Source organism: Maribacter arenosus (assembly GCF_014610845.1).
In the GTDB taxonomy this organism is placed as follows: Bacteria; Bacteroidota; Bacteroidia; order Flavobacteriales; family Flavobacteriaceae; genus Maribacter_A; species Maribacter_A arenosus.
In genome coordinates this window covers 228,153-254,190 of sequence record NZ_JABTCG010000003.1, presented here as the reverse complement: position 1 = coordinate 254,190, position 26,038 = coordinate 228,153, and the positions used below count along the sequence as shown (strand labels likewise).

20 protein-coding genes are annotated in these 26,038 nt (G+C 40.4%); 5 read left to right on the top strand and 15 right to left on the bottom strand.

Annotated features, from left to right (window positions below):
* Nucleotides 1–167: 167 nt before the first annotated feature.
* Together HPE63_RS09190 and HPE63_RS09185 are read left to right on the top strand one after the other, a co-directional pair.
* Nucleotides 168–1,409, top strand: coding sequence for an ATP-binding cassette domain-containing protein (locus HPE63_RS09190; RefSeq protein WP_188313978.1), 1,242 nt, complete (start codon nt 168–170; stop codon nt 1,407–1,409).
* A gap of 373 nt (nt 1,410–1,782) precedes the next feature.
* Nucleotides 1,783–2,163, top strand: a complete 381-nt coding sequence (locus HPE63_RS09185; RefSeq protein WP_188313977.1) for a hypothetical protein — start codon at nt 1,783–1,785, stop codon at nt 2,161–2,163.
* A gap of 61 nt (nt 2,164–2,224) precedes the next feature.
* On the opposite strand, the gene secDF is transcribed toward HPE63_RS09185, so the two are convergent.
* A complete protein-coding gene (gene secDF / locus HPE63_RS09180) occupies nt 2,225–5,197 on the bottom strand; it encodes a protein translocase subunit SecDF (protein WP_188313976.1) in 2,973 nt (990 codons plus the stop codon).
* Nucleotides 5,198–5,352: 155 nt separating this feature from the next.
* Nucleotides 5,353–6,279: a malate dehydrogenase gene (mdh, locus tag HPE63_RS09175; RefSeq protein ID WP_188313975.1), complete on the bottom strand. Its 927-nt coding sequence runs from the start codon at nt 6,277–6,279 to the stop codon at nt 5,353–5,355.
* A gap of 251 nt (nt 6,280–6,530) precedes the next feature.
* Between mdh and HPE63_RS09170 the strand changes: the two genes are divergently transcribed.
* The gene (locus HPE63_RS09170) at nt 6,531–6,905 is read left to right on the top strand and encodes a hypothetical protein (protein WP_188313974.1); all 375 of its coding nucleotides are present in this window, start codon (nt 6,531–6,533) and stop codon (nt 6,903–6,905) included.
* A gap of 80 nt (nt 6,906–6,985) precedes the next feature.
* On the opposite strand, the gene HPE63_RS09165 is transcribed toward HPE63_RS09170, so the two are convergent.
* The 3 genes from HPE63_RS09165 to asnB all read right to left on the bottom strand — a co-directional run bounded on the left by HPE63_RS09165 (nt 6,986) and on the right by asnB (nt 11,979).
* On the bottom strand, nt 6,986–7,990 hold the full coding sequence (locus HPE63_RS09165; RefSeq protein WP_188313973.1) for a DUF6588 family protein: 1,005 nt from the start codon (nt 7,988–7,990) through the stop codon (nt 6,986–6,988).
* Between the two features lie 72 nt (nt 7,991–8,062).
* Nucleotides 8,063–10,003, bottom strand: coding sequence for a DNA topoisomerase (ATP-hydrolyzing) subunit B (gene gyrB, locus HPE63_RS09160; RefSeq protein WP_188313972.1), 1,941 nt, complete (start codon nt 10,001–10,003; stop codon nt 8,063–8,065).
* 305 nt (nt 10,004–10,308) lie between these two features.
* Nucleotides 10,309–11,979 (bottom strand): asparagine synthase B, encoded by a 1,671-nt coding sequence (asnB, locus tag HPE63_RS09155; protein ID WP_188313971.1) that lies wholly within the window; start codon nt 11,977–11,979, stop codon nt 10,309–10,311.
* Nucleotides 11,980–12,245: 266 nt separating this feature from the next.
* Between asnB and HPE63_RS09150 the strand changes: the two genes are divergently transcribed.
* Nucleotides 12,246–12,785 carry a DUF2911 domain-containing protein gene (locus HPE63_RS09150; RefSeq protein ID WP_188313970.1) on the top strand — a complete coding sequence of 180 codons (540 nt, stop codon included), beginning with the start codon at nt 12,246–12,248 and terminating at the stop codon, nt 12,783–12,785.
* Between the two features lie 64 nt (nt 12,786–12,849).
* On the opposite strand, the gene HPE63_RS09145 is transcribed toward HPE63_RS09150, so the two are convergent.
* The 9 genes from HPE63_RS09145 to HPE63_RS09105 form a co-directional block, all read right to left on the bottom strand.
* A complete protein-coding gene (locus HPE63_RS09145) occupies nt 12,850–14,469 on the bottom strand; it encodes an amidohydrolase (protein WP_188313969.1) in 1,620 nt (539 codons plus the stop codon).
* A gap of 157 nt (nt 14,470–14,626) precedes the next feature.
* Nucleotides 14,627–15,040, bottom strand: coding sequence for a hypothetical protein (locus HPE63_RS09140; RefSeq protein WP_188313968.1), 414 nt, complete (start codon nt 15,038–15,040; stop codon nt 14,627–14,629).
* A 100-nt stretch (nt 15,041–15,140) separates the two neighbouring features.
* Entirely contained in the window at nt 15,141–15,902 is a 762-nt protein-coding gene (locus tag HPE63_RS09135) for an NYN domain-containing protein (RefSeq protein ID WP_188313967.1), read from the bottom strand.
* Nucleotides 15,903–15,918: 16 nt separating this feature from the next.
* Nucleotides 15,919–19,161, bottom strand: coding sequence for a S41 family peptidase (locus tag HPE63_RS09130; protein ID WP_188313966.1), 3,243 nt, complete (start codon nt 19,159–19,161; stop codon nt 15,919–15,921).
* 21 nt (nt 19,162–19,182) lie between these two features.
* Complete coding sequence (locus HPE63_RS09125; protein ID WP_188313965.1) at nt 19,183–19,662, bottom strand: GyrI-like domain-containing protein; 480 nt, start codon at nt 19,660–19,662, stop codon at nt 19,183–19,185.
* A gap of 8 nt (nt 19,663–19,670) precedes the next feature.
* Nucleotides 19,671–20,411 (bottom strand): subclass B1 metallo-beta-lactamase, encoded by a 741-nt coding sequence (bla, locus tag HPE63_RS09120; protein ID WP_188313964.1) that lies wholly within the window; start codon nt 20,409–20,411, stop codon nt 19,671–19,673.
* 16 nt (nt 20,412–20,427) lie between these two features.
* Nucleotides 20,428–22,122, bottom strand: coding sequence for a gamma-glutamyltransferase (gene ggt, locus HPE63_RS09115; protein ID WP_188313963.1), 1,695 nt, complete (start codon nt 22,120–22,122; stop codon nt 20,428–20,430).
* 164 nt (nt 22,123–22,286) lie between these two features.
* Nucleotides 22,287–22,478 (bottom strand): cold-shock protein, encoded by a 192-nt coding sequence (locus tag HPE63_RS09110; RefSeq protein WP_188313962.1) that lies wholly within the window; start codon nt 22,476–22,478, stop codon nt 22,287–22,289.
* Nucleotides 22,479–22,623: 145 nt separating this feature from the next.
* Nucleotides 22,624–23,928 carry an MFS transporter gene (locus HPE63_RS09105; protein ID WP_188313961.1) on the bottom strand — a complete coding sequence of 435 codons (1,305 nt, stop codon included), beginning with the start codon at nt 23,926–23,928 and terminating at the stop codon, nt 22,624–22,626.
* Nucleotides 23,929–24,073: 145 nt separating this feature from the next.
* Between HPE63_RS09105 and HPE63_RS09100 the strand changes: the two genes are divergently transcribed.
* Nucleotides 24,074–24,865, top strand: a complete 792-nt coding sequence (locus tag HPE63_RS09100; RefSeq protein WP_188313960.1) for an NIPSNAP family protein — start codon at nt 24,074–24,076, stop codon at nt 24,863–24,865.
* An 18-nt stretch (nt 24,866–24,883) separates the two neighbouring features.
* Here the strand turns inward: HPE63_RS09100 and HPE63_RS09095 are convergent, their stop codons facing one another.
* Entirely contained in the window at nt 24,884–25,987 is a 1,104-nt protein-coding gene (locus tag HPE63_RS09095) for an OmpA family protein (protein ID WP_188313959.1), read from the bottom strand.
* Nucleotides 25,988–26,038: the final 51 nt, after the last annotated feature.

Genomic DNA, 26,038 nt, shown 5'->3' with positions numbered 1-26,038 from the left:
GAAAATGGAAAATACCTTATAATTCTCAAAAAACAAAGTTGCCGAACTACAAAAAATGTGTCGATAGTACGATCATTCCCGATTTTTGGAAATAAAAGCATTATCCATAAGGTTTCGCACTTTTATATGCTTTCCATTCGGCGTATATTTAATAAAAATGTCATGGCATGAAGAAAGGTGAACATTGGGCGGTTTTCATTAATAATGATTCCAAAACAATGGATTTTATTGACAGATTAATGTCAGGAAACATCCTGAATTTTACCGCGTTGAAAGGATTACAAGGGGGTCTATTTTCTAAACTAGCGTTGATCGAATTTATCAAGGAGGAAAGTCGACACGGCGAAAGTGGAATAACTGCTAATCGCCAACAGAGTTTACAATCCATGTCTAGCGGGGAACAAAAAAAAGTGCTTCTCGACCATTTATTACAATCCAATCCTGATTTTTTGGTTTTGGATAACCCATTTGACAATTTGGACCAATACTTCCTGAAAGAATTTAGAAAACAACTTCGCCATATCTCAAAAGATATTGTAATGATCCAAATCATAAGTAGAAAGGAAGACCTTTTACCATTTATCACCCATTATGCAAAACTTATAGGTAATACCATAGAAAAGCTGCCAAGCTTAAAAGCCCTAACACCTACTGAAACCCATAATACCTTTTTAGGCAAAATACCCCTACCCTTGAAGCCCATGCACTATAATGGAGACACCTTGATCACTCTTAAGAATGTTAATGTTAGTTATAATGACAGGCCTATTTTAAAGAACATAACTTGGGATATAGGTAGGGGGGAGTTTTGGGAACTTAGCGGCAACAATGGAAGTGGAAAGACCACGATACTTTCCATGATAACAGGCGAGAATCCAAAAGGCTATGGGCAGGAGCTTTATCTTTTTGGGTATAAAAAAGGCAGTGGGGAAAGTGTTTGGGACATTAAAAAAAATATCGGCTACTTTACACCCACTATGACCGATAAATTTACGGGGTACCACTCCTTGGAGCATATGATGATCTCTGGGATATTAGATTCCGTTGGCCTATACGTACGGCCTACCGAAGCCCAATTGAGGCTCGCCAAAGAATGGTTGCAACTGATAAATATGTGGCATCTTAAAGACACCCTTTTCCACGATCTTACCCTAGGTCAAAGGCGTTTGATAATGACTACCAGGGCTATGATAAAACATCCTTTGTTGTTGATTTTGGATGAGCCTACCGTAGGACTTGACGACAATTCCGCAAAACTCTTGGTCTCTTTGGTCAATAAGATGGCCCAGGAAAGCAAGTCCACCATCATTTTTGTCTCCCATAGGAAGGAATCCGCTTTACAACCTCAATTTATAATCAGGCTCGAAGTAGGTGAAGATGGTTCACAAGGTAAAGTAGTACTACCCTGATTGCTCTTAGGGTCTCTTGATTCTTATCCTATCCGTCTTATGCCAGGTGCTGACATACCGATAATGCAATCTAGGTCTAAGGGTTATTCCTAGAATAATTCTTAGTTTTTCAACAGAAAGTTCTAACGTAAATCACGTTACGCACTGTTTGCGATTTAGATGCGAATGATGGTTGCTATATTGAGGTTAGGCAACAATTTAATTATATCAAGGAAACAAGATCTCCCAAAAAACATGTGGCCTAAAAATTGATTATTCACACAACTTAAATAAATCGGAACAATTCCATCTATTTTTTGGATTTTACTATAAAACCTCTTTATATTTAAAATGTAGGTTAAAGAAATTATAATATCCAAAAACTGCTCATTGTATGCCCATTGAACTAAAATTGAAAACCCAAGAAAATTATCTAGAAGCTGAATTTATTGGGAATCGCGATGCCGATGATGAGTTGGAAGAAAGTATTCGAATATGGTCCAAAATACCTCTTGCTTGTGAAAAGCATGGCTTGGATAAGATTCTTGCTATCTCTAGATTAAACAGAAGATTGAAACTGGATAATACCTTTGTCTTTGCAGAGCAGTTCAATGCAATCGGGTGGAAGCCTCATTATAAGCTGGCGGGAGTGGCATTTGATGAGGAACTTCTAAGGGATTATGAGTTATTGGCGACCTTTATTCGAAATTTTGGTTACGAATGTAAAATGTTCAATACCATTAAAGATGCCAAAAATTGGCTTATGAAATCCTAATCAGCCTAAAAAAAGCCGCTTTTTAGCGGCTTTTTTTATTGAGTTAGTTTGTGATATATTATTATTTAGCCTTCTTCCCGTCAGAAATCTTTTTCTTTATTGTATCGAACATGATAGGAGTAGCGATGAACACTGAAGAGTAGGTACCTACAACAACACCTACGATCATAGCGAACATAAAACCTCTTAAGGATTCTCCCCCAAAAATAAATATGGCCAACAACACCACCAATGTAGTCAAAGAGGTGTTCAATGTACGACCCAAAGTACTGTTCACCGCAGCATTGACGTTCTCACCTCCACGCCAACCACGCTCCGCTAAGGTTTCACGTATTCGGTCAAAAACAACTACGGTATCGTTCAAAGAGTACCCTATTACCGTTAATATGGCAGCGATAAAGGCCTGATCAATTTCCATATTAAAGGGCATTATTTTCCCCGTAATCGAAAATATACCCAACACGATCAAAACATCATGGAAAACTGCGACCACGGCACCTAAAGAAAATTGCCATTTTTTAAATCGCAATAAAATATAGAGGAACACTACGGCTAGTGACCCGATAATCGCCAAGAAAGCATTCTTTTTGATATCATCCGCAATGGTCGGTCCGACCTTTACTGATTGCATTATTCCGATGGCCTTATCATCACTACCGATAATGAAATCCTCTTTTGAAATACCGTCTGGAAGGTATTTTTGAAGAGACGTAAACAACTTATCCTGTATTTCATCATCAACCTCAACGCCTTCAACATCTACTTTGTAAGGTGTTGTAATTTTAATTTGGTTGGCCTCGCCATATGTTTTTACATTGGTACCACTTCCGAAAACAGTATTTAACTCCGAGGCAATCTCAGAGGGACTTACCTCATGTTCAAAACGAACTTGGTACGAACGACCGCCGACAAAATCGACCCCTTGTTGCAAACCGGCACCAAAGAACAAAGAGAATGCGCTTATGGCCACCAAAATAAATGACATTACATAAGCGATTTTTCGCTTGCTCAAGAAGTCGATATTCAAGTTTTTGAATAGATTCTTTGTAAGAACCGTAGAGAAATCCAGGGTTCTCCCTTTCCCGCTTAAATACCAGTCGACCAAAAGTCGCGTGATAAAAATGGCGGTGAACAATGATGTAAGGATACCTATTAATAAAGTCGTAGCGAAGCCTTTTATAGGACCGGTTCCGAACAAAAATAAGATCAAAGCGGTTAATCCCGTCGTGATATTCGCATCTAAAATCGATGAAAGGGCATTACCAAAACCATCAGCAACGGCTTGTGACTTTCCTTTTCCCCTATCCAATTCCTCCTTGATCCGTTCAAAGATCAGTACGTTCGCATCGACCGACATACCAATGGTCAAAACGATACCGGCAATACCAGGCAAGGTCAATACCGCACTTAGGCTGGTCAGCACACCAAATATCAGAAGAATATTCAACAGTAAAGCAATATCGGCAAATAGTCCCGCCTTACCATAGTAGAAGACCATCCAGACCAATACAATGGCCATCGCGATCAAGAACGACATAAACCCACTATTTATAGCTTCGTGCCCTAAAGAGGGCCCTACTACATTGGATTGTATAATTTCTGCTTTTGCAGGCAGTTTACCCGCACGCAATACGTTGGCAATATCCTTGGTTTCCTCTACGGTAAAACTACCGGTAATCTCAGTTCCACCACCGGAAATACCCCCAACAACGGAACAACCAGGTGCCGTGTAAACCTTATTGTCAAGGACCACCGCAATTCCTGTATTATTGATATTGGCATCGCTTGTTAATTTCTGCCATTCCTTGGCCCCTCTGGAATTCATACTCATACTTACGGCCGGTTTTCCAAATTCATCATAAGTATCACGGGCATCACTTACAACATCACCGCTTATTCTTGGTTCGCCATTTCTATTCGATTTTAAAGCATATAAATCAAGTATTTCCACATTATCCGTAGAAGGTCGTTCCCATAAAAACTTGGTGAATTGGATATCCGCTGGCAGTAGCCTTTGAATCTCAGGCATTCTGAGGTATTCCCCAACTTTGGCCGTATCTTTTACTGCAGCCCTGAACATAGCATGCGTACCGGGATTAGCAGGAAGTAATATATCGTATAATGGATTAATTTGATTTGTCAAATCCAAGGAATCGGTAACATCGGAAAGCAGGGAATCCAACTCGGATTCTTCCTTGACCGGTTCTTCAATATCATCGACCTTTACTAGCGTTTTAAGCTTCTCATTAGCGGCTACGATAAAATTGCCGAAACTAGGATTGTTTTGCTCATAGGTTTCCCAAAACTCCAATTGGGCCGTACTAGACAATAGCTCCTGTGCCCTAGCAATATCCCTTGCCCCAGGCAATTCTACCAATATACGACCTGAACTACCCTCCCGTTGAATATTGGGTTGTGTCACCCCAAAACCATCAATACGTTCCCGCAACACCTCAAAGGCCGAAACAATAGACTCATCTATCTTTCTACGAATGATGGGTTTAACCTCATCATCGGTCATTTGAAAATTGATCTCATCGCTCAATCCCTTATTCGCGAAAATCTCCGGAGAGGCCAATTTGGTATTTCCCTTAATGTTGTCAAATGCTTCAAAAAAGAGTTCTACATAGGTATTGTCACTATTCTTGGAAGCTAAGTCCGCATCAGCTAAGGCCTTATTGAAAATCGGACTATTGGAATTGTCCGCTAATCCTTTCAATATATCCTTTACTGATATTTGAAGGGTTACATTGATGCCCCCTTTGAGGTCAAGACCCTTGTTCAACTCCTTTTTCTTGGCATCATCATAAGAAGTATAGCCAAGTATTGGATTACCTCCTATTGAATCTAAATAATTGGCTTCCAATATCTCTCTTTGGGCAAGGTAATTTTCCTCAGCACTGGAAATTTTATTGATTGCATATTCTTCGGCATCTTTTTCAATTTTAGCCGTAATGAAGGTATATGATAATTGGTAGATACTAACAAGCCCGAATAAGAAGGCAAAAAGCTTTATAAGTCCTTTATTTTGCATGGGTTATGAATATTTTATATGTGCTTTTCTCAACAGCCTGCAAATATATGATTTACACTAAGAATTGGCAATATATTTATAAGTTATTGTAAAAAACGGAGGCATCCTCACTTTTTGGTCAGGATGCCTCATGAATTTAAAAGTTTAGCTTTGTACTATACCTCTAAAAGCGCGTTGGTATTGGCAACACCCTTGGCGCTTTCCTGCATTTTGGTTTTTTCTTCATCGGATAAAGGAATATCTACGATTTTCTCTATACCGTTCTTTCCTAATATGACGGGGACACCGATACAGATATCCTTTAAACCGTATTCCCCGTTCAAAAGGGTAGAACAAGGGAACATTTTTTTCTGATCGCATGCGATAGCTTGGACCAAAGAAGAAACTGCAGCACCTGGGGCATACCAAGCACTGGTCCCTAATAATTTTGTCAATGTGGCGCCACCAACCTTTGTGTCTTCAACTACTTGTTCTAAACGGTCCTTGCCGATAAATTCCGTAACCTTGATACTATTACGGGTCGCATGCGATGCCAATGGTACCATTCCGGTATCACTATGCCCACCGATTACCATTCCATCTATATCAGAAATGGGAGCATCCAAGGCCTCAGCCAAACGATATTTAAAACGGGCGCTATCCAAGGCACCACCCATTCCTATAATCTTATTCTTTGGTAGTCCGGTAACTTTATGCGCCAAATAGGTCATTGTATCCATAGGGTTGCTCACTACGATTAAAATTACCTTAGGCGAATGCTTAATAAGGCTCATTGCCACTGTTTTGACTATTCCCGCATTGATCCCGATCAATTCTTCCCGGGTCATTCCAGGTTTTCTTGGAATACCAGAGGTAATGACAGCGATATCGCTTCCTGCGGTTTTAGAATAATCGTTGGTGGTTCCAGTAATTTTTGTGTCAAATCCGTTTAAAGAAGCTGTTTGCATTAAGTCCATTGCCTTGCCTTCTGCATAGCCTTCCTTTATATCCAAGACGACTACCTCAGATGCGAAATTCTTTATTGCAATATACTCGGCACAACTCGCGCCAACAGCACCTGCACCTACTACCGTAACTTTCATATGATTTTGTTTTTATGTTGTGAATTTTAAGGGTACAAAAGTACTGAATCGTCAGCAAAAAAATATGACAAATATCAGTTTATATTTTTCTCATTTTCGGGAAGGGCATCACCTATGTCCTATTTATGTTAAAGGAAATGACCTTTCAACGAAGATAAGCCCTAAATCATGTCATTCATCGAATTTTAGCAATACAAAATATGGGGATTTCGTTCTATAATCATTAACCCCGAATCTGTAATTACCTACTAATGAAAAAGCTATTTTCATTCATTGCAATTGTCGGAATCATACTGGCAAGCAACTGTTCAAGAATACCTGAAAACAATAATCCCGTAATCGGAATATGGTCAAGTATGTCTACCCTGACTACAAGTGACTCCGGAAAAGTGTCCACTCGGTTCGAATGGATTTTCAATGACGCCTACCTTGGCAGATACCACATTAAGGAAAATGGGGTTGTGGTGGCCAAAACCGATTTTAAATGGAAGGATGACGACGGAGTGTATACCATTTGCTATCCTGGAATGGAAAATAAACCCGATGATAAGGTAACTATGCATGATACACCGGAAAGGGCAACGCTAATCGATGCAAAAGGAAATATTCTCGCTATTAGGGAATAATATCAAAATCATAATTACAAACCAAAGAGCCCTGACTATTTCGTCAGGGCTCTTTTATTATTATAATCTCACTTTATGGCCTACCTAAAACCAAAATTAACGCCAACGGAGAGGGTGTTAAATTCGGCCAAAGCATAATCGGCATGCAATCTAAAGAATCCTAATTTCAATTTAGTCCCAATATTCGCGGTAACCCCGCTTGCATTTTTCTTGATGGAAAAGGGATCCACATACGATTCTTGAAACGGGCCGGACTGTACGGTGTAAGTCCCTAGAACGTCTGTTGTTGATGACCCGGTCAAATATCCTAGACCACCATAAAAATTAATGACAGGAAGCTTGGTAGAAACTACGGCCTGAAAAACCCAAGTATTTACATCAACCTCTAGTTTTTGGTCTTGCCCAGCCACTATATTCGAACTGGTAAAATCGTAAGATCCGTCTAGATGGGTAAATCCTATGACAGCGGAAATAGCGATGGGCAATACTTTATCCGCAGGCAAATGTTTGGTAAATTCATGTTGTATTCCTAACCCATACATGCCTAATTTAAAGTCATCAGTGTTTATCTTAGGTAAGAATCTTGCTTTCAACTCAGTCCCCTTGATAAGGCCCACACTAGCCTGGATAAAGCCAGAAGGCACAAAATTTACGTTCTCCGAGGCCAAACCTGATGGTAAGTCGAATTCCTCTCTTAGAAGTCCATTCTCATCCTCAACAAAAACCCTGACACCTTCAATATCGCCTAAGGAACTTGAAACCAATTTTGAGGTACTACCATCTACAAATTGTAGATTTTCATAATCGGCCGTATTCATTTCAAAGGCCTTTTTATCCTCTTTATTCTTAAAACCGGCCATGTTTCCGATTATTGATATCTCAAAGCCACCCAAGGGTTTGGCATCTGCTGTGTTGTACCATCCACTTGAGAGACTGTACATGAATCCTTCGGATGCCGGGGCAAGATAATCGGTCGTGAATTTTTCGGCATCGTCAAGACCTGCCGCAAATACTTCGTTGATATTTGATTGGGCCATAGCCTGAAAACTGCAGGCCACTGCCAATAGGGATACTATTCGTTTCATTTGTCTGAATTTTCCCTAAAACTAAAAATCCTGACGCAAACGTCAGGATTTTTGTTGTGTAAGTACTACTTTCTATGCATCAATGTTCGCATAAACGGCATTTTTCTCAATAAACTCCCTTCTCGGAGGCACCTCGTCACCCATCAACATAGAGAAGACCCTATCGGATTCGGTGGCATTTTCGATATTTATCTGTCTTAGTGTGCGAAACTCAGGGTTCATGGTAGTGTCCCACAATTGTTCGGCGTTCATTTCACCAAGACCTTTATAGCGCTGAATGCTTACACTACCGTTAAAACTATCGGCAATCTCATCCCGCTCCTTATCAGACCAAGCATAACGCTTTTTGTTTCCTTTTTTCACAAGATATAAAGGTGGGGTAGCGATATATACGTGCCCTCCTTCTATCAACTCGCGCATGTAGCGGAAAAAGAAGGTCAAAATAAGTGTTTCAATATGACTCCCATCTACATCGGCATCACACATGATAACTACTTTATGGTAACGCAATTTCTCGAGATTCAACGCCTTACTGTCATCCTCGGTTCCAATCGTTACGCCCAATGCTGTGTATATGTTCTTGATTTCCTCATTTTCAAACACACGATGCGGCATGGCCTTTTCTACATTAAGGATTTTACCACGAAGTGGAAGAATCGCTTGAAAATTCCTGTCGCGGCCTTGTTTGGCCGTGCCACCCGCCGAATCACCCTCAACCAGGAACACTTCACAATTCGCAGGATCCTGATCAGAACAATCGGATAATTTTCCCGGTAATCCACCTATACTCATCACCGTTTTACGCTGCACCATTTCCCGTGCCTTGGTTGCAGCATGACGGGCTGTGGCTGCAAGTACAACTTTTTGAACGATAATTTTGGCATCATCGGGATGTTCTTCCAAATAATTGGTCAGCATTTCGGAAACAGCTTGACTAACTGCTGCAGAAACTTCCCTATTCCCAAGCTTTGTTTTCGTTTGCCCTTCAAATTGTGGTTCGGCAACCTTCACAGAGATTATAGCCGTCAACCCTTCCCTAAAATCATCGCCCTGAACTTCAAACTTTAACTTATCCAACATTCCTGAAGCATCCGCATATTTTTTCAAGGTACTAGTCAATCCCCTTCTAAATCCAGATAAATGTGTCCCACCTTCATGGGTGTTGATATTGTTTACATACGAATGGAGATTCTCTGTGTAGGACGTATTATATACCATAGCAACCTCAACAGGAATATCGTTCTTTTCCCCTTCCATGGAGATAACATTCTGAATCAAGGCCTCCCTATTGCCATCTAAAAACCTAACAAATTCCTTTAATCCCTCATCCGAGTAGAAGGACTCTGATACATATTCGCCTTTTTCGTCTTTCTGTCTTTTATCCGTAATGGTTATGGTAACCCCTTTATTCAAAAAGGATAGCTCACGCATTCTATTTGCCAAGGTTTCATAACTATACTCAATGGTCTGGGTGAATATGGCAACATCTGGGTGAAAAGTAATCTCCGTGCCTCTTAAGCTTGTTTCGCCAACACTTTTAACAGGATAAAGGGACTTTCCTCTTTCATATTCCTGCTCCCAAATTTTACCATTCCGGAATACCGTGGCCTTTAAGCGATCGGAAAGGGCATTTACAACCGAAACCCCTACTCCATGCAAACCACCGGATACTTTATAGGAATCTTTGTCGAACTTACCGCCTGCACCAATTTTGGTCATAACCACTTCCAATGCGGAAACGCCTTCTTTTTTATGTAAATCAACCGGAATTCCCCGGCCATTATCCCTAGTTGTTATGGAATTGTCTTCGTTTATAATCACTGAAATGGTATCACAATGACCCCCCATTGCTTCATCAATGGAGTTGTCAACCACCTCATACACCAAGTGATGCAATCCTCGAACACCAATATCCCCGATATACATTGAAGGACGCATACGTACATGTTCCATTCCTTCCAGGGCCTGAATACTATCGGCTGAATATTGTTCTTTTTTTGGTTCTTCGCTCATAAATTAATTCGTTGTATTCATTATAATTTTCACAATCTTACAAATATAACCAATACCCCATGCAATATGGGTTTTTGGGCTGTTTTATACCATGAAGTTATCAACAAATATTGTGGAAAATATGACGGAAGTTATTTGGTTTTTTAGAAAGAAATACTATTGAAAAACCCATCTTTTTAAATCCTAAGAAAACAAACAAAAAAGAAGCCCCAAATCAATGACACTTCTTTTTATTCTTATCCGATCTAAAACAAACCTGCTTTTACGCAGCGGTTACGCAGATTAATGGTTTATATGAAACACATTTAATTTTTATACGCATCGTCATGTACATTGGCCACTGCCCTTCCTGAGGGATCGTTCATGTTTTTGAACGCCTCGTCCCATTCCAATGCAATTTTTGTACTGCAAGCTACCGAAGGCTCCTGTGGCACGCACATTGCGGCGGCATCCGATGGAAAATGCTGTTCAAAGATCGAGCGATAATAGAACTCTTCCTTTGTAGTAGGTGTTTGCAATGGAAAACGGAACTTTGCATTCGCCAATTGCTCATCGGAAACTTCTGTCTTCACAATTTCCTTTAAAGTATCGATCCAACTGTAGCCGACACCATCAGAAAACTGTTCTTTTTGACGCCAAGCAACGCTTTTTGGCAACATATCCTCGAAAGCTTTACGAACTACCCATTTCTCCATACGTTCCCCATTGATCATCTTGTCTTTTGGGTTGATGCGCATGGCCACATCCATAAACTCCTTATCCAAAAATGGCACACGCCCTTCTATACCCCATGCGGCCAAGGATTTGTTCGCCCTTAGACAATCGTACATATGTAATTTGCCAAGCTTCCGAACGGTCTCTTCATGAAATTCCTTATCATTTGGGGCTTTGTGGAAATACAGATACCCACCGAATAATTCATCGGCCCCTTCACCTGATAAGACCATTTTTATACCCATGGATTTGATTACCCTGGCCATCAAATACATAGGGGTCGAAGCCCTAATCGTTGTAATGTCATAGGTTTCTAAATTATATACCACATCCTTGATGGCATCAAGACCTTCTTGAATGGTAAATTTTATTTCATGGTGTACCGTTCCTATATGGGCTGCCACCTTTTGGGCCGCCGCCAAATCGGGTGAACCTTCCAAACCTACGGAGAAGGAATGCAACTGTGGCCACCAAGCATCACTGACATCATCGGATTCGATACGTTTCTGCGCATACTTTTTCGCAATTGCGGAGGTCACGGATGAATCCAAACCACCAGAAAGCAAAACCCCATAAGGCACATCGGACATTAATTGCCTATGAACTGCGGCCTCCAAGGCCTCTTTTATTTCTTGAATGCTGGTCTCATTTTCCTTCACGGCATCATATTCCATCCAATCCCGTGTATACCATTTTTTTACTTCCCCATCGCGACTATGCAAATAGTGCCCGGGAGGGAATAACTCGATTTTAGTACATGTGCCTTCCAATGCCTTAAGCTCAGAGGCCACATAAAAAGTGCCGTTTTTGTCCCAACCCATATATAAGGGAATTATACCCATATGGTCACGGGCAACAAAATACTCGTCTTTTTCAGAATCATAAATGGCAAATCCAAAGATTCCGTTCATCTCATCAATGAAATCAACTCCTTTTTCCTTGTACAAAGCAAGAATCACTTCACAATCCGATTCGGTGTTAAACTTATATTTACCCGCAAATTGCTTACGCAATTCCCTATGATTATAAATTTCACCATTGGCAGCCAAGACCAATTTACCATCTTCGCTAAACAAGGGTTGTTTCCCTGAGGCTGGATCAACAATGGCCAGTCTTTCATGGGCCAAAATAGCTTTCTCATCCGCATAAATACCGCTCCAGTCAGGTCCCCTATGTCTCACTTTCTTGGACATCTCCAACAATTGGGGTCTTAAAACCTCCGTACTTTCCTTTACATCAAAGGCACAAACAATTCCACACATATCAATATATTTATATCAATTTAGAGGCAAATATGAATTTAAAATATCATATAAAAAACATAAAATCATATATTAATTATATTTTATAATCAAACTTATCATTTTAACTACATATTGTAATTTTATTAAAAAAATATTGGAAATTTCAAGCCATTTTGTAAGTTGGGATATTTTTAACGACTTTTTATATTCCAATAAATGGATTACTAATTAGATTTGAAAACACTAACCCTGAAATAAATTCAGGAAAAAAAACAAACACTATTATGAAAAAATTAGTTACGCTTTCCTTTTTAATGCTCGCTTTATTAGGGACCACTTACGTTTCTGCCCAAAAGTTCAGCGGATTGGACAAAAGCCCAATGGATATTACTGCCTTTCCTTCAAGCTATAAAGTTGCAGATAAAGCCGTACGGGTTACGTATAGTCGCCCCCAGTTAAAAGGTCGTTCTGTTTCGGAACTGGCTCCGGCCGGTGAGGTTTGGAGAACAGGTGCCAATGAAGCTCCTGAAATCACTTTCTATAAAGATGTCAATGTTGGCGGCACCGATGTAAAAGCAGGCACATACTCCTTATTCACGATTCCCGGTGAAGGCGAATGGACCGTTATCCTAAATAGTAATCTGAATCAATGGGGAGCTTATTCCTATGACCAGAAAGCGGATGTTGCAAGGGCCAAGGCCACGACTACTGCAGACAGTGAGTCCTTAGATGCGTTCTCCATGGCCTTTGAAGAGGTCGATGGCGGTGCAAATTTGGTAATGGGTTGGGGCACGGTGAGGGTTTCACTTCCCATTATAATGTAAGGGCTATATTTAATTATAATAACCCACAAAAAAACCGAAGCGGTTCGCTTCGGTTTTTTTGTGTTCAATAGACTCGTTTCCCAGCTATATAGGTCTGTTCTACCTCGATTTTCGGAACTTTTTCGATAGGGACTTCCATTAGGTCATCGCCATACATCGTAAAATCGGCAAATTTCCCCACTTCTATGCTGCCTTTTTCATCTTCCTCAAAATTCGAATAAGCGGCCCAAATAGTCATGCCTTTCAAGGTCTCTTCCCTTGTCAATGCATTATTGGTTTGATAGCCCCCTTCAGGATAACCATCCAAATCCTTTCTCGCCACAGCGGCATAAAAGGTTAAAAACGGACTCACCTTCTCTACAGGAAAGTCAGTTCCCAGAGCTATAGTTCCTGCTTTCTCCAATAGGGTTTTAAAGGCATAGGCCCCTTTTTCGCGTTCTTCCCCAATTCTGTCCCCGGCCCAATACATATCACTAGTAGCGTGGGTAGGTTGAACCGAAGGAATTATCCCATCTTTGAAATAATCAAAATCCTCCGGTGAGATGATTTGGGCGTGTTCCACTTTCCAGCGTCTATTTTTCTTACCCTCCAAAGCTTTTTGATAGGCCCTTAAAATCACAACATTTGCAGAATCGCCAATGGCATGGGTGTTCATTTGAAATTGGGTCCCTGCAATACGTTCTGCCAAGGCCTCAATATCGGACACTGGAGTAACCATGGCCCCATAATGGCCAGGTTTATCCGAATACGGTTCTCGCATGGCGGCACCCCGCGAGCCCAAAGCCCCATCACCATAGACTTTTATGGAACGCACATTCAAGCGTTCGGTCTTATAAGGTTCACGCTCCAAATAATAATCCAAATCATCCTTGATGGCACTGACCATGGCATACACACGAATGGATAAATCGCCGGTTTGGTGAAGACTATCGATCAGTTCAATGGTCGTTCGGCTCAAACCCGCATCATTAACGGTAGTGAGCCCATTTTCCAAACAGATTTTTTCAGCATCTTTCAATGCTTCGATTTGGGCCGCCCTACCCACGGGAGGAATTACCGCATAGACCATATCCATGGGGTTATCGATCAAAACACCGGTTAACTTTCCGTCCTTCTTAACAATTTCACCACCATCGATCTTGGTATCCCTTTGGATACCGGCCAGGTCCAACGCCTTTTGATTGACCAAGAGTGCATGTCCATCGATACGTCTCAGGGCAACGGGAGTATCCGGAAATAAGGCGTCCAGTGTTGTCTTGGTTGGAAACTCCTTTACCTCCCAATCGTTTTGATCCCATCCCCTACCAAGAATAAAATCCTTTGGGTTGTTTTCCTGGAACTCCTTTACTTTGATCAGAATTTCATCATAGCTTTTAGTGTCCACCAAATCAACTACTTGTTGGTTCATACCCAACCCGTAAAAATGGCAATGGGCATCGATAAGACCAGGGGTAATGGTGTTCCCTTCGGCATTTAGGGTTTGATCAGCGGTATATTTACCCAAAATTTCATCGGTAGTCCCAATAGCCAAGAACTTTCCCCCATCGACCGCAAAGGCCTCGATTTTAGAGAAAGCCGCATCTACCGTATACGTATTTGAATTGAATACGATTAAATCAACTTTTTCCTTTTTTTGACCACAGCCCATAAGAAGTAGTACGATTATCACAAATAGTTTTTTCATAGGGTGCATGTTTTTAAAATAGTATGATTTAATGTGAATAGTCCCAAAAATAGGAAATATTAAAATGGGTGTTTATTTATCCTTTTTGGAATAAAAAAATCCGTGGCAGCCCTAAGACACCCCGGATTATGCGCTTCAAGACAAATTAATTCTAATCCTATAACACTTGTCTTTTACCTTGAATGTTAAAAGTACCATCGTAAGACGTACTTTTTCCTGATATTATATCACCATCCACTGTCAAATCAACAGCAACGGTTTGACCTTCAATAAAAACATTGAATTTTATGGAATTGTCGACCACCTGAACGTCCTCACCTGCCAATTCACCATTGGGCAACTTAACCTTTACCGTATAAGTCTCACTTAGTTTGGCAATAATAATTACCCCCTTACTATATTCGTAAGGCGCATTTTCAACGGTATACTCATAGGCACCCAACAACGCCTCACTTGGCCAAGGGATATCGATTTTATGCCCTTCAGTATCGGTGTTCGACCATGAAATTGAAATGGACAATAGGAAAAATAAGGCGATTAAAAGCTGTGCTTTTTTGAATATTGGATTCATTTTTTATCGTTTGATGTTATACACTTTCTACAACCTTGTAAATTTAGAAAATAGAATAATTGGTTGCTTATCTTATTAATGATTTTATTAAACCATATGCCTATTTTCTTTGAGGTTTTGCAGACTTTTGTTCTTTCACCTTAACATAAATTAATTTCTTACGCCCACGGGAATCTTCCCTGCGCTCCACTTCAAAATTGGAAATGGATCCGATTAAAGGCGTTAATTTTTGAAAGCCATAATTACGAGAATCAAAATTTGGATGTCTTTTTTGGAGCAGGCTGCCTACATCTCCCAAAAAGGCCCATCCGTCGTCATCGGCAACATCCTCAATGGTTGAAGAAATAAGTCGGATATCCTTAGGGGTGACCTTATCAATATTACTTTTGGATGTATCTTTATTTGGACTGGTTCCAAGAATTTCCTCTGTTTGAGCCTTTAAAATCTCAATATATATGAATCGGTCGCAGGCCACAATAAATGGATTGGGGGTTTTCTTTTCGCCCATACCTATTACTTGCATTCCCGCTTCACGAAGTCGCGTCGCCAAGCGTGTAAAATCACTATCACTGCTTACGATACAGAAGCCATTGACCTTTCCAGAATATAGAATATCCATCGCATCGATTATCATGGCCGAATCTGTGGCATTCTTTCCCGACGTATATCCATATTGTTGGATTGGGGTAATGGCATTCTCCAACAACACGTTCTTCCATTTACCCAAACGTGGATTGGTCCAATCGCCATAAATCCGCTTTATGGTCGGATTGCCGTATTTGGCTATTTCCTCCATCATTTCCTTTATATAGGCCGAGGGTATATTGTCGCCATCTATTAGTACTGCTATATTTACATCCATTACTTATTATTTACTATTAATTATTAAATGATTTGTCGGGATATGCGGGAGGTTGTGGCACTTCCCTAGGATCTTGGGCAATCAATTTCTGCAAATGTACGATTGCGGCTTCCAATTGGGCGTCTTTACCTTTGAAAGTAGCATGTGGCAAATTATCCACTACGATATCGGGTTCAAAACCATGCCCCTCGATCAACCAGTCACCGTCCGGGCCATATACACCCATCATAGGAGCGCGAGCAATACCCCCATCACTCAACCTATTTGCACCACTTAACCATATTTCACCGCCCCAAGTGCGTGTGCCAATGGCCGTACCCAAATTTAGTTTTTTAAATCCGTCGGCAAATGCTTCCCCATCCGAGGCCGTATTACCATCAACAAGAATAACAATGTGCCCTCTAAAAGCATATTGCATGTTCCAATAGGGTTTGCCTGATCTTGATTTCCAATACATCCAAGCTTTACGCAATAATTTTTCGAGAATAAAACTTTCAATATTACCCCCTCTATTATGCCTTACATCTATAATGAGCCCCGGTCTGTCAAATACAGGATAGAATTCCCTATACCATTGATTCAAATCCTTACTCCCCATGGCTTGCAGGTGCACATAACCTACTTTGTTTTCGGTTGCTTCCTCCACTGTCGTACGACGGGAATATTCCCAATCACGATATCTCAAACTGTAAGTACTCCCTAAAGGTTTAACAATGATATTCTTTAATGAAGTTCCCCGTTTTATCTGCAACCTCACTTGTCTATCTTCTTGATTACGAATCAATTCACCAATATCCAAGACAGATAAGCATGGTTTACCATTAACACTTGTAATAATGTCTCCTTCCTTAATATCTAAAAAAGGATCATCAAGTGGTGATTTTTCATCGGGATAATCAGGATCAGCTTTATAGATATAATCAATGCGAAAGCCACCCAGGGATTCATCCCTCACGAGCCTTGCCCCTAAGTCCGCTACGGGAATGTTCTTGTCGTCTTCCCTGAGGTCACCCCCTCGTACACTGGTATGCAGTGCGGCCAGCTCACCAACAAACCGACCGATTAAATCGGACAACTCGCTTCTTGTAGTAATGCGATCCGTTAAAGGGAAATACTTATCGTGCATGGCCTTCCAATTAACCCCATGCATGTTCTTATCATAAAAATAATCACGTTCCATTCGCCAAGCATCCGTAAAAATCTGCCTCCAATCTTCTTGGGGTGTAATTGCAAACTTCCACCCGCCAAGGTTTATCTTCATATCGCTCAAATCACCAACCTTGTCCGTTCCGGCATCGACCATATAAAAGTCGTTTTTCTTTCGAACCAGCATTTTTTTACCATCCCCGGAAAGGTCAAAACTCTTAACATCCTCGACCATTGTTTTCAACTTTTCTTCCTCATTGCTTATCTTCAATACTCCTAAATGAGTCTTGGCATCTACGCCAGTTTCTCGGGTCATGACATAGATAGCCTTTTTTGTAATTGCCAATCCACGATAGTTTCCCGGTTTTAACGGTACTTCCTGGATTCTCCCAATTATTCCATCTTTATCAACATGTACAATGACCTTATTTTCACCATTTTCCTTTTCATCTTCTTTATCGCTGCTTGGAGCTAACTCATCATCGGGTTTAAATGGGGATCTAGTCCCTTTTTTTAACGCAATATGATATAGTTTCTCACTGGCATCAAAGTATGGTTCAGGTTGTCTCGGCCCCCATGGACTACCTACAAGTGTTGTAAAACTTCTATCTGAGAGAAAATAAATGAACTTGCCATCCGGACTCCAAACCGGATAATTGCTATTTGCCCTATCGGTGGTTATAGGGAATGAGGTAGCTGAAGCCAGATCATATAAATGGATTTGTGACATGGTATTATCGGCCACCTGTGTAAAAGCTAACCATTTACTGTCAGGCGACCATGAAAAGGAGTAGATTCCTTCCTCGTTCGTCGATATTTTTTTACTCGTACCGGTTGCTATTTCAAAGACGTACAAATGGCCTTTTAAATCATCAAAGGCCAACCATTTATCATCAGGGGATGGTTTACCAGCATACCTCAAAACGTTGCCGTTATTGGTGATCGGTTTTTGGGTGCCAATGCCATTGCTAGGCATACGTATAAACTCGAATTCACCACTTTCATCAGACAGTGCGTATATGTTTTTACCATCAGAGGAAAAAATGGCATCTCTAAGTCGCACATCCTTCTTATCGGTGAACTCTACCCATCGCCCTGACTTTACCGGCACTACAAAAGCCCTACCCCTAGCAGTAATAACTATCCGTTCACCTTTGGCATCAGGATTCACGGAGGTAATATATTCCGACGGATTATCAACCCATTTTTCCCGTAACTGGTCTAAATCAGATGCAAGTCGTATTTCTATTTTTTTTTTCGAATCGTCACTAACGTTCAAGTGCCAAATATCAGCCCCTAACTGATATACGATGCTTCCATTGTTGAGATTGGCATAGCGCACATCGAAACCGATATGATCCGTATGTTGTTTTAAATCATTCCCATTTTCATCGATAGACCAGATATTCATGATACCGTCGCGATCGGTAATGAAATAGACCCTACCGTTATACCACATCGGATGATGGCTTTCCCCGGTATACCCCTTGGTAATCTGAATGGCTTCATCAGTTCCAAAGGTGAATTTCCAAATTTGTCGGGCTGTGCCTCCTTTATATCGTTTGGTCACATTTCCATGATAAGACGGCCTAACAAAGTAAACCGTATTACCAGAGGCATCGAATGATGCTTCACTGGCTTGACTCAGAGGAATTCGTTCCTTGGTTTTGGACTTTAAATCTATAGTAACCAATTGACGGTCGGGCAATGTGGCATAGGCCCTCGTGTCATAAATAACCTTACCATCGGAAGTCCACCCATTGGTTATTGACAAATCACTCTCATAGGTCCAGCGAACTGGGAGTCCCCCTGTTATTGGCATGGTATATATCTCTGTTGGACCTTCATAACTTGCCGAAAATGCAATAGTCTTTCCATCCGGTGATATGGCGGGATATTGTTCCTCCTCTGCATGGGTAGTCAACTTACGAGCCAAGCCTCCGGTCAAGGGAACCGTATAAATATCGCCCTCTGCTGAAAAGACGACGGTATTGCCATGCACATCTGGAAATTGGTAGTACCCTTCAAAACCTTGTGATTGAAGGTTCTGATAAGCCAGAAACCATATCATAAAAATTTTCAATGGTATTGCAATTCTAAATTTCGATTTCATACGAGTAATTATTGGTTTGTCTTATTTTGGTTGTATCGGAATCCATATTTCCTCTTGGGAATCTGGATCATTGTTCTTGTATTTTTCGCCCAATACCTCAAAATGAGGTCGCTTATCCAATTTATAGTCCGACTTCGGTAACCAAGACGAATAAATATATTCAAAGATTCGACTATCGGCACTAGACCCTTTGTAGTCAAAAATGGCATACAAACCGCCTTCTAAGACAAAGGTATCCAATTTAGTAGGGATATCCTTGAAATCGGTCACCTCAACAGCGGCCCATTTCACGAATTCAAGTTTTGGATCATAGTTATTGAAATAAATGTCAGGGTATATCTGCAAGGCTATTTTATCTTTATTTATCGTATTTTCAATCTGATCGATCATGGGTAAGACGCTTCGCCATAGCTCAGCGGTCCTATTATTGACCAATGACATTTTTAGGTATTTCCCCGCCAATTTTTTTTCTTTTAAAATCTTTATTCTGGGGTTACGCATAGTATCGGTTATTCTTTGAATAAGGCAATGGTATAATCCAACAGCTCTATACCCCCTACTTTGCCATGACCAGGAACCACAATCTTTACATCTCGGTATGTATCCTTCAATCTTACCACGGAATTGGACCATTCATCTTCATTGGCATCATTCAAGTTTCCTTTTTTGGCCATATTAGCCTTTATCAAACAACCACCGAACAATACTTTTTCACTAGGTAAGTAACTTATTATGTTATCCTTGGTATGCCCTTCCCCCAGAAATTCATTCATTACTTTTTTATCGCCCACCATCAGTTCCAAATATCCATCAAAACCACTTTGGGGAACAGTAACAGCTTTTACTTTTGCAAGATCAATGGTTTTATCCAAAGCATACGATGGAATGCTGGCGTTATGGAATTCGGCCAAGCCTCCCAAACAATCCTCATGAAAATGGGTGGCCATAACCGCTTTCACCTTAATACCTTCCTTGTTTTCGATCCAATCGATTAATTCGTCCGAAGCCTTATCGTTCGTAGGGGTGTCAATTACAATAGCTTCGCCATTATCGACAACGATCAGACCATTACAGGGCACTTTTCCCCATGTATCGGTTTCTAGATATGAAATATGTACATAGGTACTCTCTGTCAATCTTTCTATTCTGAGATTTTCCGATTCATAGTGTAACGTATCAATACTTTGAGATTTGACAGTAGCATGTATTACTAAAACTATGCAAATCGAAATAAGCTCTAAATGCTTCATATAAAAGTGCTATTATTTAATAACCAGCTGCCTGACCATCTTTTCTGCTTTCAGAAGCACCGTGATAAACTTTGTTTTCCCTATCCCAAAGTATGGCTTGATAACCCCCATAAATACCACGACCAAAGCTTACCTTATGATTCTTATCCATAAGTCCACGGACGGTTTCATATGGAATTCCCGATTCCAGTCTAATTTCCCCTGTACCCTCTTTGGGAAAACCTGTCGGGGTTGAGGTACCAACGTGGTCCCAGCGAGGGGCATCCCCAGCCTCTTGCAGGTTCATTCCAAAATCCACTAAATTCATTACAATTTGGGTATGTCCTTGTGGTTGAAAATCACCACCCATGACCCCAAAACTCACAAAAGGTTGACCATCCTTGGTTATAAAAGCAGGAATAATTGTATGAAAAGGTCGCTTGCCAGGTTCATATGTATTGGCCTGACCACTTTTTAAACTAAAGAGTTCGCCACGATCTTGCAGCATAAATCCCAATTTTGGCGGAACCATTCCAGAGCCCATTCCGCGGTAATTGCTCTGTATCAATGAAATCATATTTCCGTCCTTGTCGGCCACAGTCAAATAAACTGTTTCACCTGCACTGATCTCACCCGCGTCATAGGATGAGGCATTTTCTGTGATACGTTTTCTACGTTCTGAGGCATAGTCATCTCCCAACAATTCTGTGACCGGAACGTTTACAAAATCCATATCGGCATAGTACTTGGCCCTATCCTCAAAAGCTAATTTTTTGGCTTCGGTAAACAGGTGCAAGTGCTCTGTACTACCAAAATCAATTTTTGAAAAATCAAAACCTTCCAAAATTTGAAGCATCTGAAGGGCAGCTATTCCTTGTCCGTTTGGAGGAAGCTCCCAAACATCATAACCCCGATAATTGATGGATACGGGTTCTACCCATTCCGATTTATGGTCTGCCAAATCTTTTTCAGATAAAAACCCACCTTTCTCTTGGATGAATGTAGCCATGGTCTTGGCGACCTCTCCTGTATAAAAGGCATCACGACCCCCTTTGGCTATTTTACGATAGGTATTTGCCAAATACGGATTTTTATATAGTTCCCCTTCACCGGGCAATTTACCGCCATTCTGGTCTAAATAAGTCTCACTGATATTGGCAAACCCCCTTTTCTGGTAACTTGTAACACTTTGCATATACCATGCAATCAGTTCTGTTAATGGAAAGCCATTTTCGGCATAGGAAATAGCCGGCGCCAATATTTCATTCATTTGTTTTGAACCAAACTTCCTATGTAATTCAAACCATCCATCGACTGCCCCAGGCACACTAACAGGAAGTGGACCGTGGGAAGGTATTTTTTCCATTCCCTTTTTTTTGAAAAATTCCAGGGTAAGTGTTTTAGGTGATCTACCACTGGCATTAAGTCCGTACAATTTCTTGGTCTTGGCGTCCCAAACTATGGCGAATAGATCACCCCCGATACCACTGCCCGTTGGTTCCATTAATCCCAAGGCTGCATTAGCGGCTATTGCAGCATCAATGGCATTCCCTCCACTTTTCAAAATATCTAGACCTATTTGGGTTGCCAAAGGGTGGCTCGTAGCCACCATTCCATTTTGTGCCAGGACTTCGGAGCGTGTTGCATATGTAGCTCCTGTAACCCGATCTTGACCAAGAGTCAAATTAAGGCTTAGGCTTACCACAAATGCGGCGAAAATGTATACTCTCATAAGAATGAATTTTTCAATTGATTATCAGCGATGGTCTTGAAATATGTTAAAACATACCCTAAAATTGGAGTATAGCAATTTAGAGAATAATTAGATAAAAGACCACAAAAAAGCCCTGACTTTTCTGGTCAGGGCTTTCATCTAAAAAAATTAAAAAGTATCTATTAAATAACTTTTACGTTTACCGCATTTAATCCTTTTTTACCGTCTTGCAGATCAAATTCAACTTCATCGCCTTCACGAATTTCGTCTACTAATCCAGATACGTGTACAAAATGATCTTTGTCAACGCCTTCTTCAGTTATAAAACCAAATCCTTTGGCATTATTGAAGAACTTTACTGTTCCTTTACTCATTGTTAAAATTTAAATTAATTACTTATCGTTCGGCAAATATAGTGCCATTATTTTTAAAAGGCGCTATTTAATATTGTAAAGTGCTTTAAATAAATAATTTATGTCAGTTCCCATCAAAAGAATCATCACGTTTCAATCAAGGAACCTATTGAGGACTATTCGCTTTTAATGAGCCCATCAATACGAAAGACAAAAAGGCCGTCCCTATATACCCTACCACTCTGTACGAATCAAAGGTAGCGTAACATAAACTGAATATGGAAGGCGCCAAGGCACTGGCCAAAACGATCAAGCCCATTACTTTGCCAGTTATTGCCCCGAGGTGATTACGACCATAAAATCGAGGCCACGCAATAGCATTGAGTACCGCAAAAAAACCACCCATAATTCCGAAACCGGCAATCAGCAAAGGAATACCAAAAGGATAGGCCAGCATCAGAAAACCGATGGATGCAAGCATCCCTCCAAAAATCATTAGAAATAAATACAATTTTAGCGATAGATAGTCGCTCAGATAATTAAAAATGGTCGAAATAGCCACCGCGACTACCGAACCGGGCAAAAAAATGGAGATGGCGTCCGATTTCGGGTAACCTTCACTGGCAAAAATAGAGACTACATGAAACGTGAGGCCTGTAATAAAAAAACTATTGAAGGCCAACATTAATCCATACATCCAAAAAGCACGTGTACCTTTTGCCTCTTTTAAAGTATATTGTTTTTTTTCGACGCGAACATCCTTCTTTATTTCAATCGGATCAGCAGCACCATCAGGTATAAGACCATGTTCTTCAGGCTTATTCTTATAAAACTGAAAGATGAGTAGGCTAAATACCAAAAGGCCTATGGCCAAAAGACGCCATGCCCCTTCCCATCTGTACTCTTCGATCAAAAAGTTGATCCATAGAGGTGATGATGAAAAACCAAAGGAAATGGCAATACTACTAACAGCATTTACCTTGCCCCTATTTCTATCGAACCAGATCATGATCATATTCCTCGAGGCCATTGTTAAAACTCCTTGTCCGGAAAAACGTAACAAAAAGAAGAGTAGTGTCATGATGGTAAAGGGCACCATCCAAGAATCCAAACGCAACATGTTTTTTACAAAGTAGGTCATTTCCAAAGACCATGAACACAGAAACAAGGCCATCGCTAAGGTAAGGGCAGCAAAGAATGCAGTATATCGCGCACCGTATCTATCAAACCAAATGCCAGCCCTGCCGATGAACATAGAACTGATTATCGTGCCGATCATATAAGCATTGCTAAACTGATTCCTTGATAATCCCAATGCATCTTTTACGGGATCTGTAAACAAAGACACCCCAATAGTTTGTCCAGGAATGCTGAAATAAATGCCCAAAGTACCTAAGACAAGAATGACATAGCCATAAAAAAATGGACTTTTGGAAGGATTTATAATTGAATACCGATTAGAACTGGACATACATTTTACGAAAAAAGCTAAAGTACATATTTACACGTAGGGGTATTGCAACTTTATCAGGAAAAATATAGTATGTCCTTTGGTGCAAAATAGGAAATATTGTTAAACTTGAGTAATTTTGAAGGAGCAACATTCTACCCTAAAAATGAAAAAACATTCCATTTTCAAGATACTGTCCATTACTCTGTTATTATTAGGAACTTTTACCACCATACAAGCCCAAAAACAACAAAGGGAGTTTTATCAACTAAAAACGTACACCTTGGAAAATGAAAGTCAGGAGAATCTTCTTGATACCTACTTAAGGGATGCGTATTTACCAGCATTGAAAAGAATGGGCATACAAAATGTTGGTGTTTTCAAAATTCATCCCCATCCTTATACGTTATCCGACAAAATTTATGTTTTAATCCCGTTTTCTTCTTTCGATATACTCCAAAGTGTTGAAAGTAGATTGGCCGATGATAAAATATATAAGCAAGCTGGGAAAGACTATATTCAAGCTTCTTATGACCACCCCCCTTATAAACGTGTGAATACAGTACTAATGACGGCTTTTGAGGATATGCCAAATATGAGGCCTACGAAAGTACAAGGTCCGAGAGAAAAGCGAATCTACGAATTAAGGAGTTATGAATCTCCTACCGAAGCCATATTCAAAAACAAAGTGGATATGTTCAATGCCGGGGGCGAAGTCGCTCTTTTTGATGATTTGGGGTTCAATGCTGTTTTTTATGGTGAAGTTATTTCTGGGGACAAAATGCCCAATTTAATGTACATGACCACGTTTACCGACCAGGAAAGTAGGGATGCGCATTGGAAGAAATTTGGGGATGCACCCAAATGGAAAGAACTCTCAACCATGCCCAAATACCAGAACAATGTTTCCCATATAGATAAAATTTTCTTATATCCTACGGATTATTCGGATTATTAGCACCTGTGATCGTATTGCCTACTTGTTGGATTTGAAAATGGTTTTTGAAATCACGAACTCTACCCGTCTATTCTGCTTTCTGCCGTCTTCGGAGGCATTACTTGTGATAGGTTGGGAACCTCCATGGCCCTGCCAAAAAATCCGTTCTTTCGGTAGACCCAATACGCCCAGATAATCAGCAACGGCCTTGGCCCTTGATTTTGATAAGGTTAGATTATAGTCGTCGGACCCTACGGAATCGGTATGGCCTTCAATTTCTATGGTGAGGGTGGAATCACGCTTTAATACTGAATAAACATGCTGTATTTCTTCCTTAGCATCTTCTAAAATATCGAATCGATCAAAATCGAAAAATACATTCTTAAAAACATGGTTTTTATCCAATACTATTTTCCCTTCGGCCAACGTATTGGCATCGATCTTTGGTTTTTGAACAAAATCAGTTGGTTCTGCCGATTCCAATAATACCATATCGATATAGTAGTACGCCCCTTGTTTGGCATTTCGTTTGGTCTTGAACAATCTGGTACTTCTATTGTTTTTAAAATTGCCGAAAATAAGAAACCGTTCAGTACCCTTGGCCTCGAATTGTGAATCGACCAAAATCCAATCCTTAGTGTCATCAAAAAAATTAGAATACCCTATTTCCATATAATGGTATTCATTTTCGGTGTCTTTATACAAATGCATTTTTGAAAGCTCCTTCCGAATGGAGACATCCAATTTGTTATTTGAAAAAAGAAGTCCAAATTCCTTTATCGCAAAATCCGAACGTTCCGCAAGGCTCACATAAAATGAAATCCTATACTTTTTCCCTTTTTCCAAGGGTTGGGATAATTCTGCCTGGATATATTCGCGATAGTCATTTGGGGCATATAGATATAGACCGGCATAGCCCACCCCAAAATCCGCAGGTTGTGACCCATTAAAATTTTCAGGGGTTCCCATTGCGGTGCTACACCCATTGAAATAATCTGTTGAACCCCGGGTAGGTGATGACCAACTTTCTACATCATCATTAAAATTCCCTAATTTTTTGGGGCAGTCGACAAAGACCTCAAAGCTCGGATTCTGAATGAGATTTTGGGACATAACGGTGGTGACGCCTAATAGACACGCCATTAAAATGATATGTTTTTGCGGGGTATTCAAGATAATACAAGATGCTTAGGA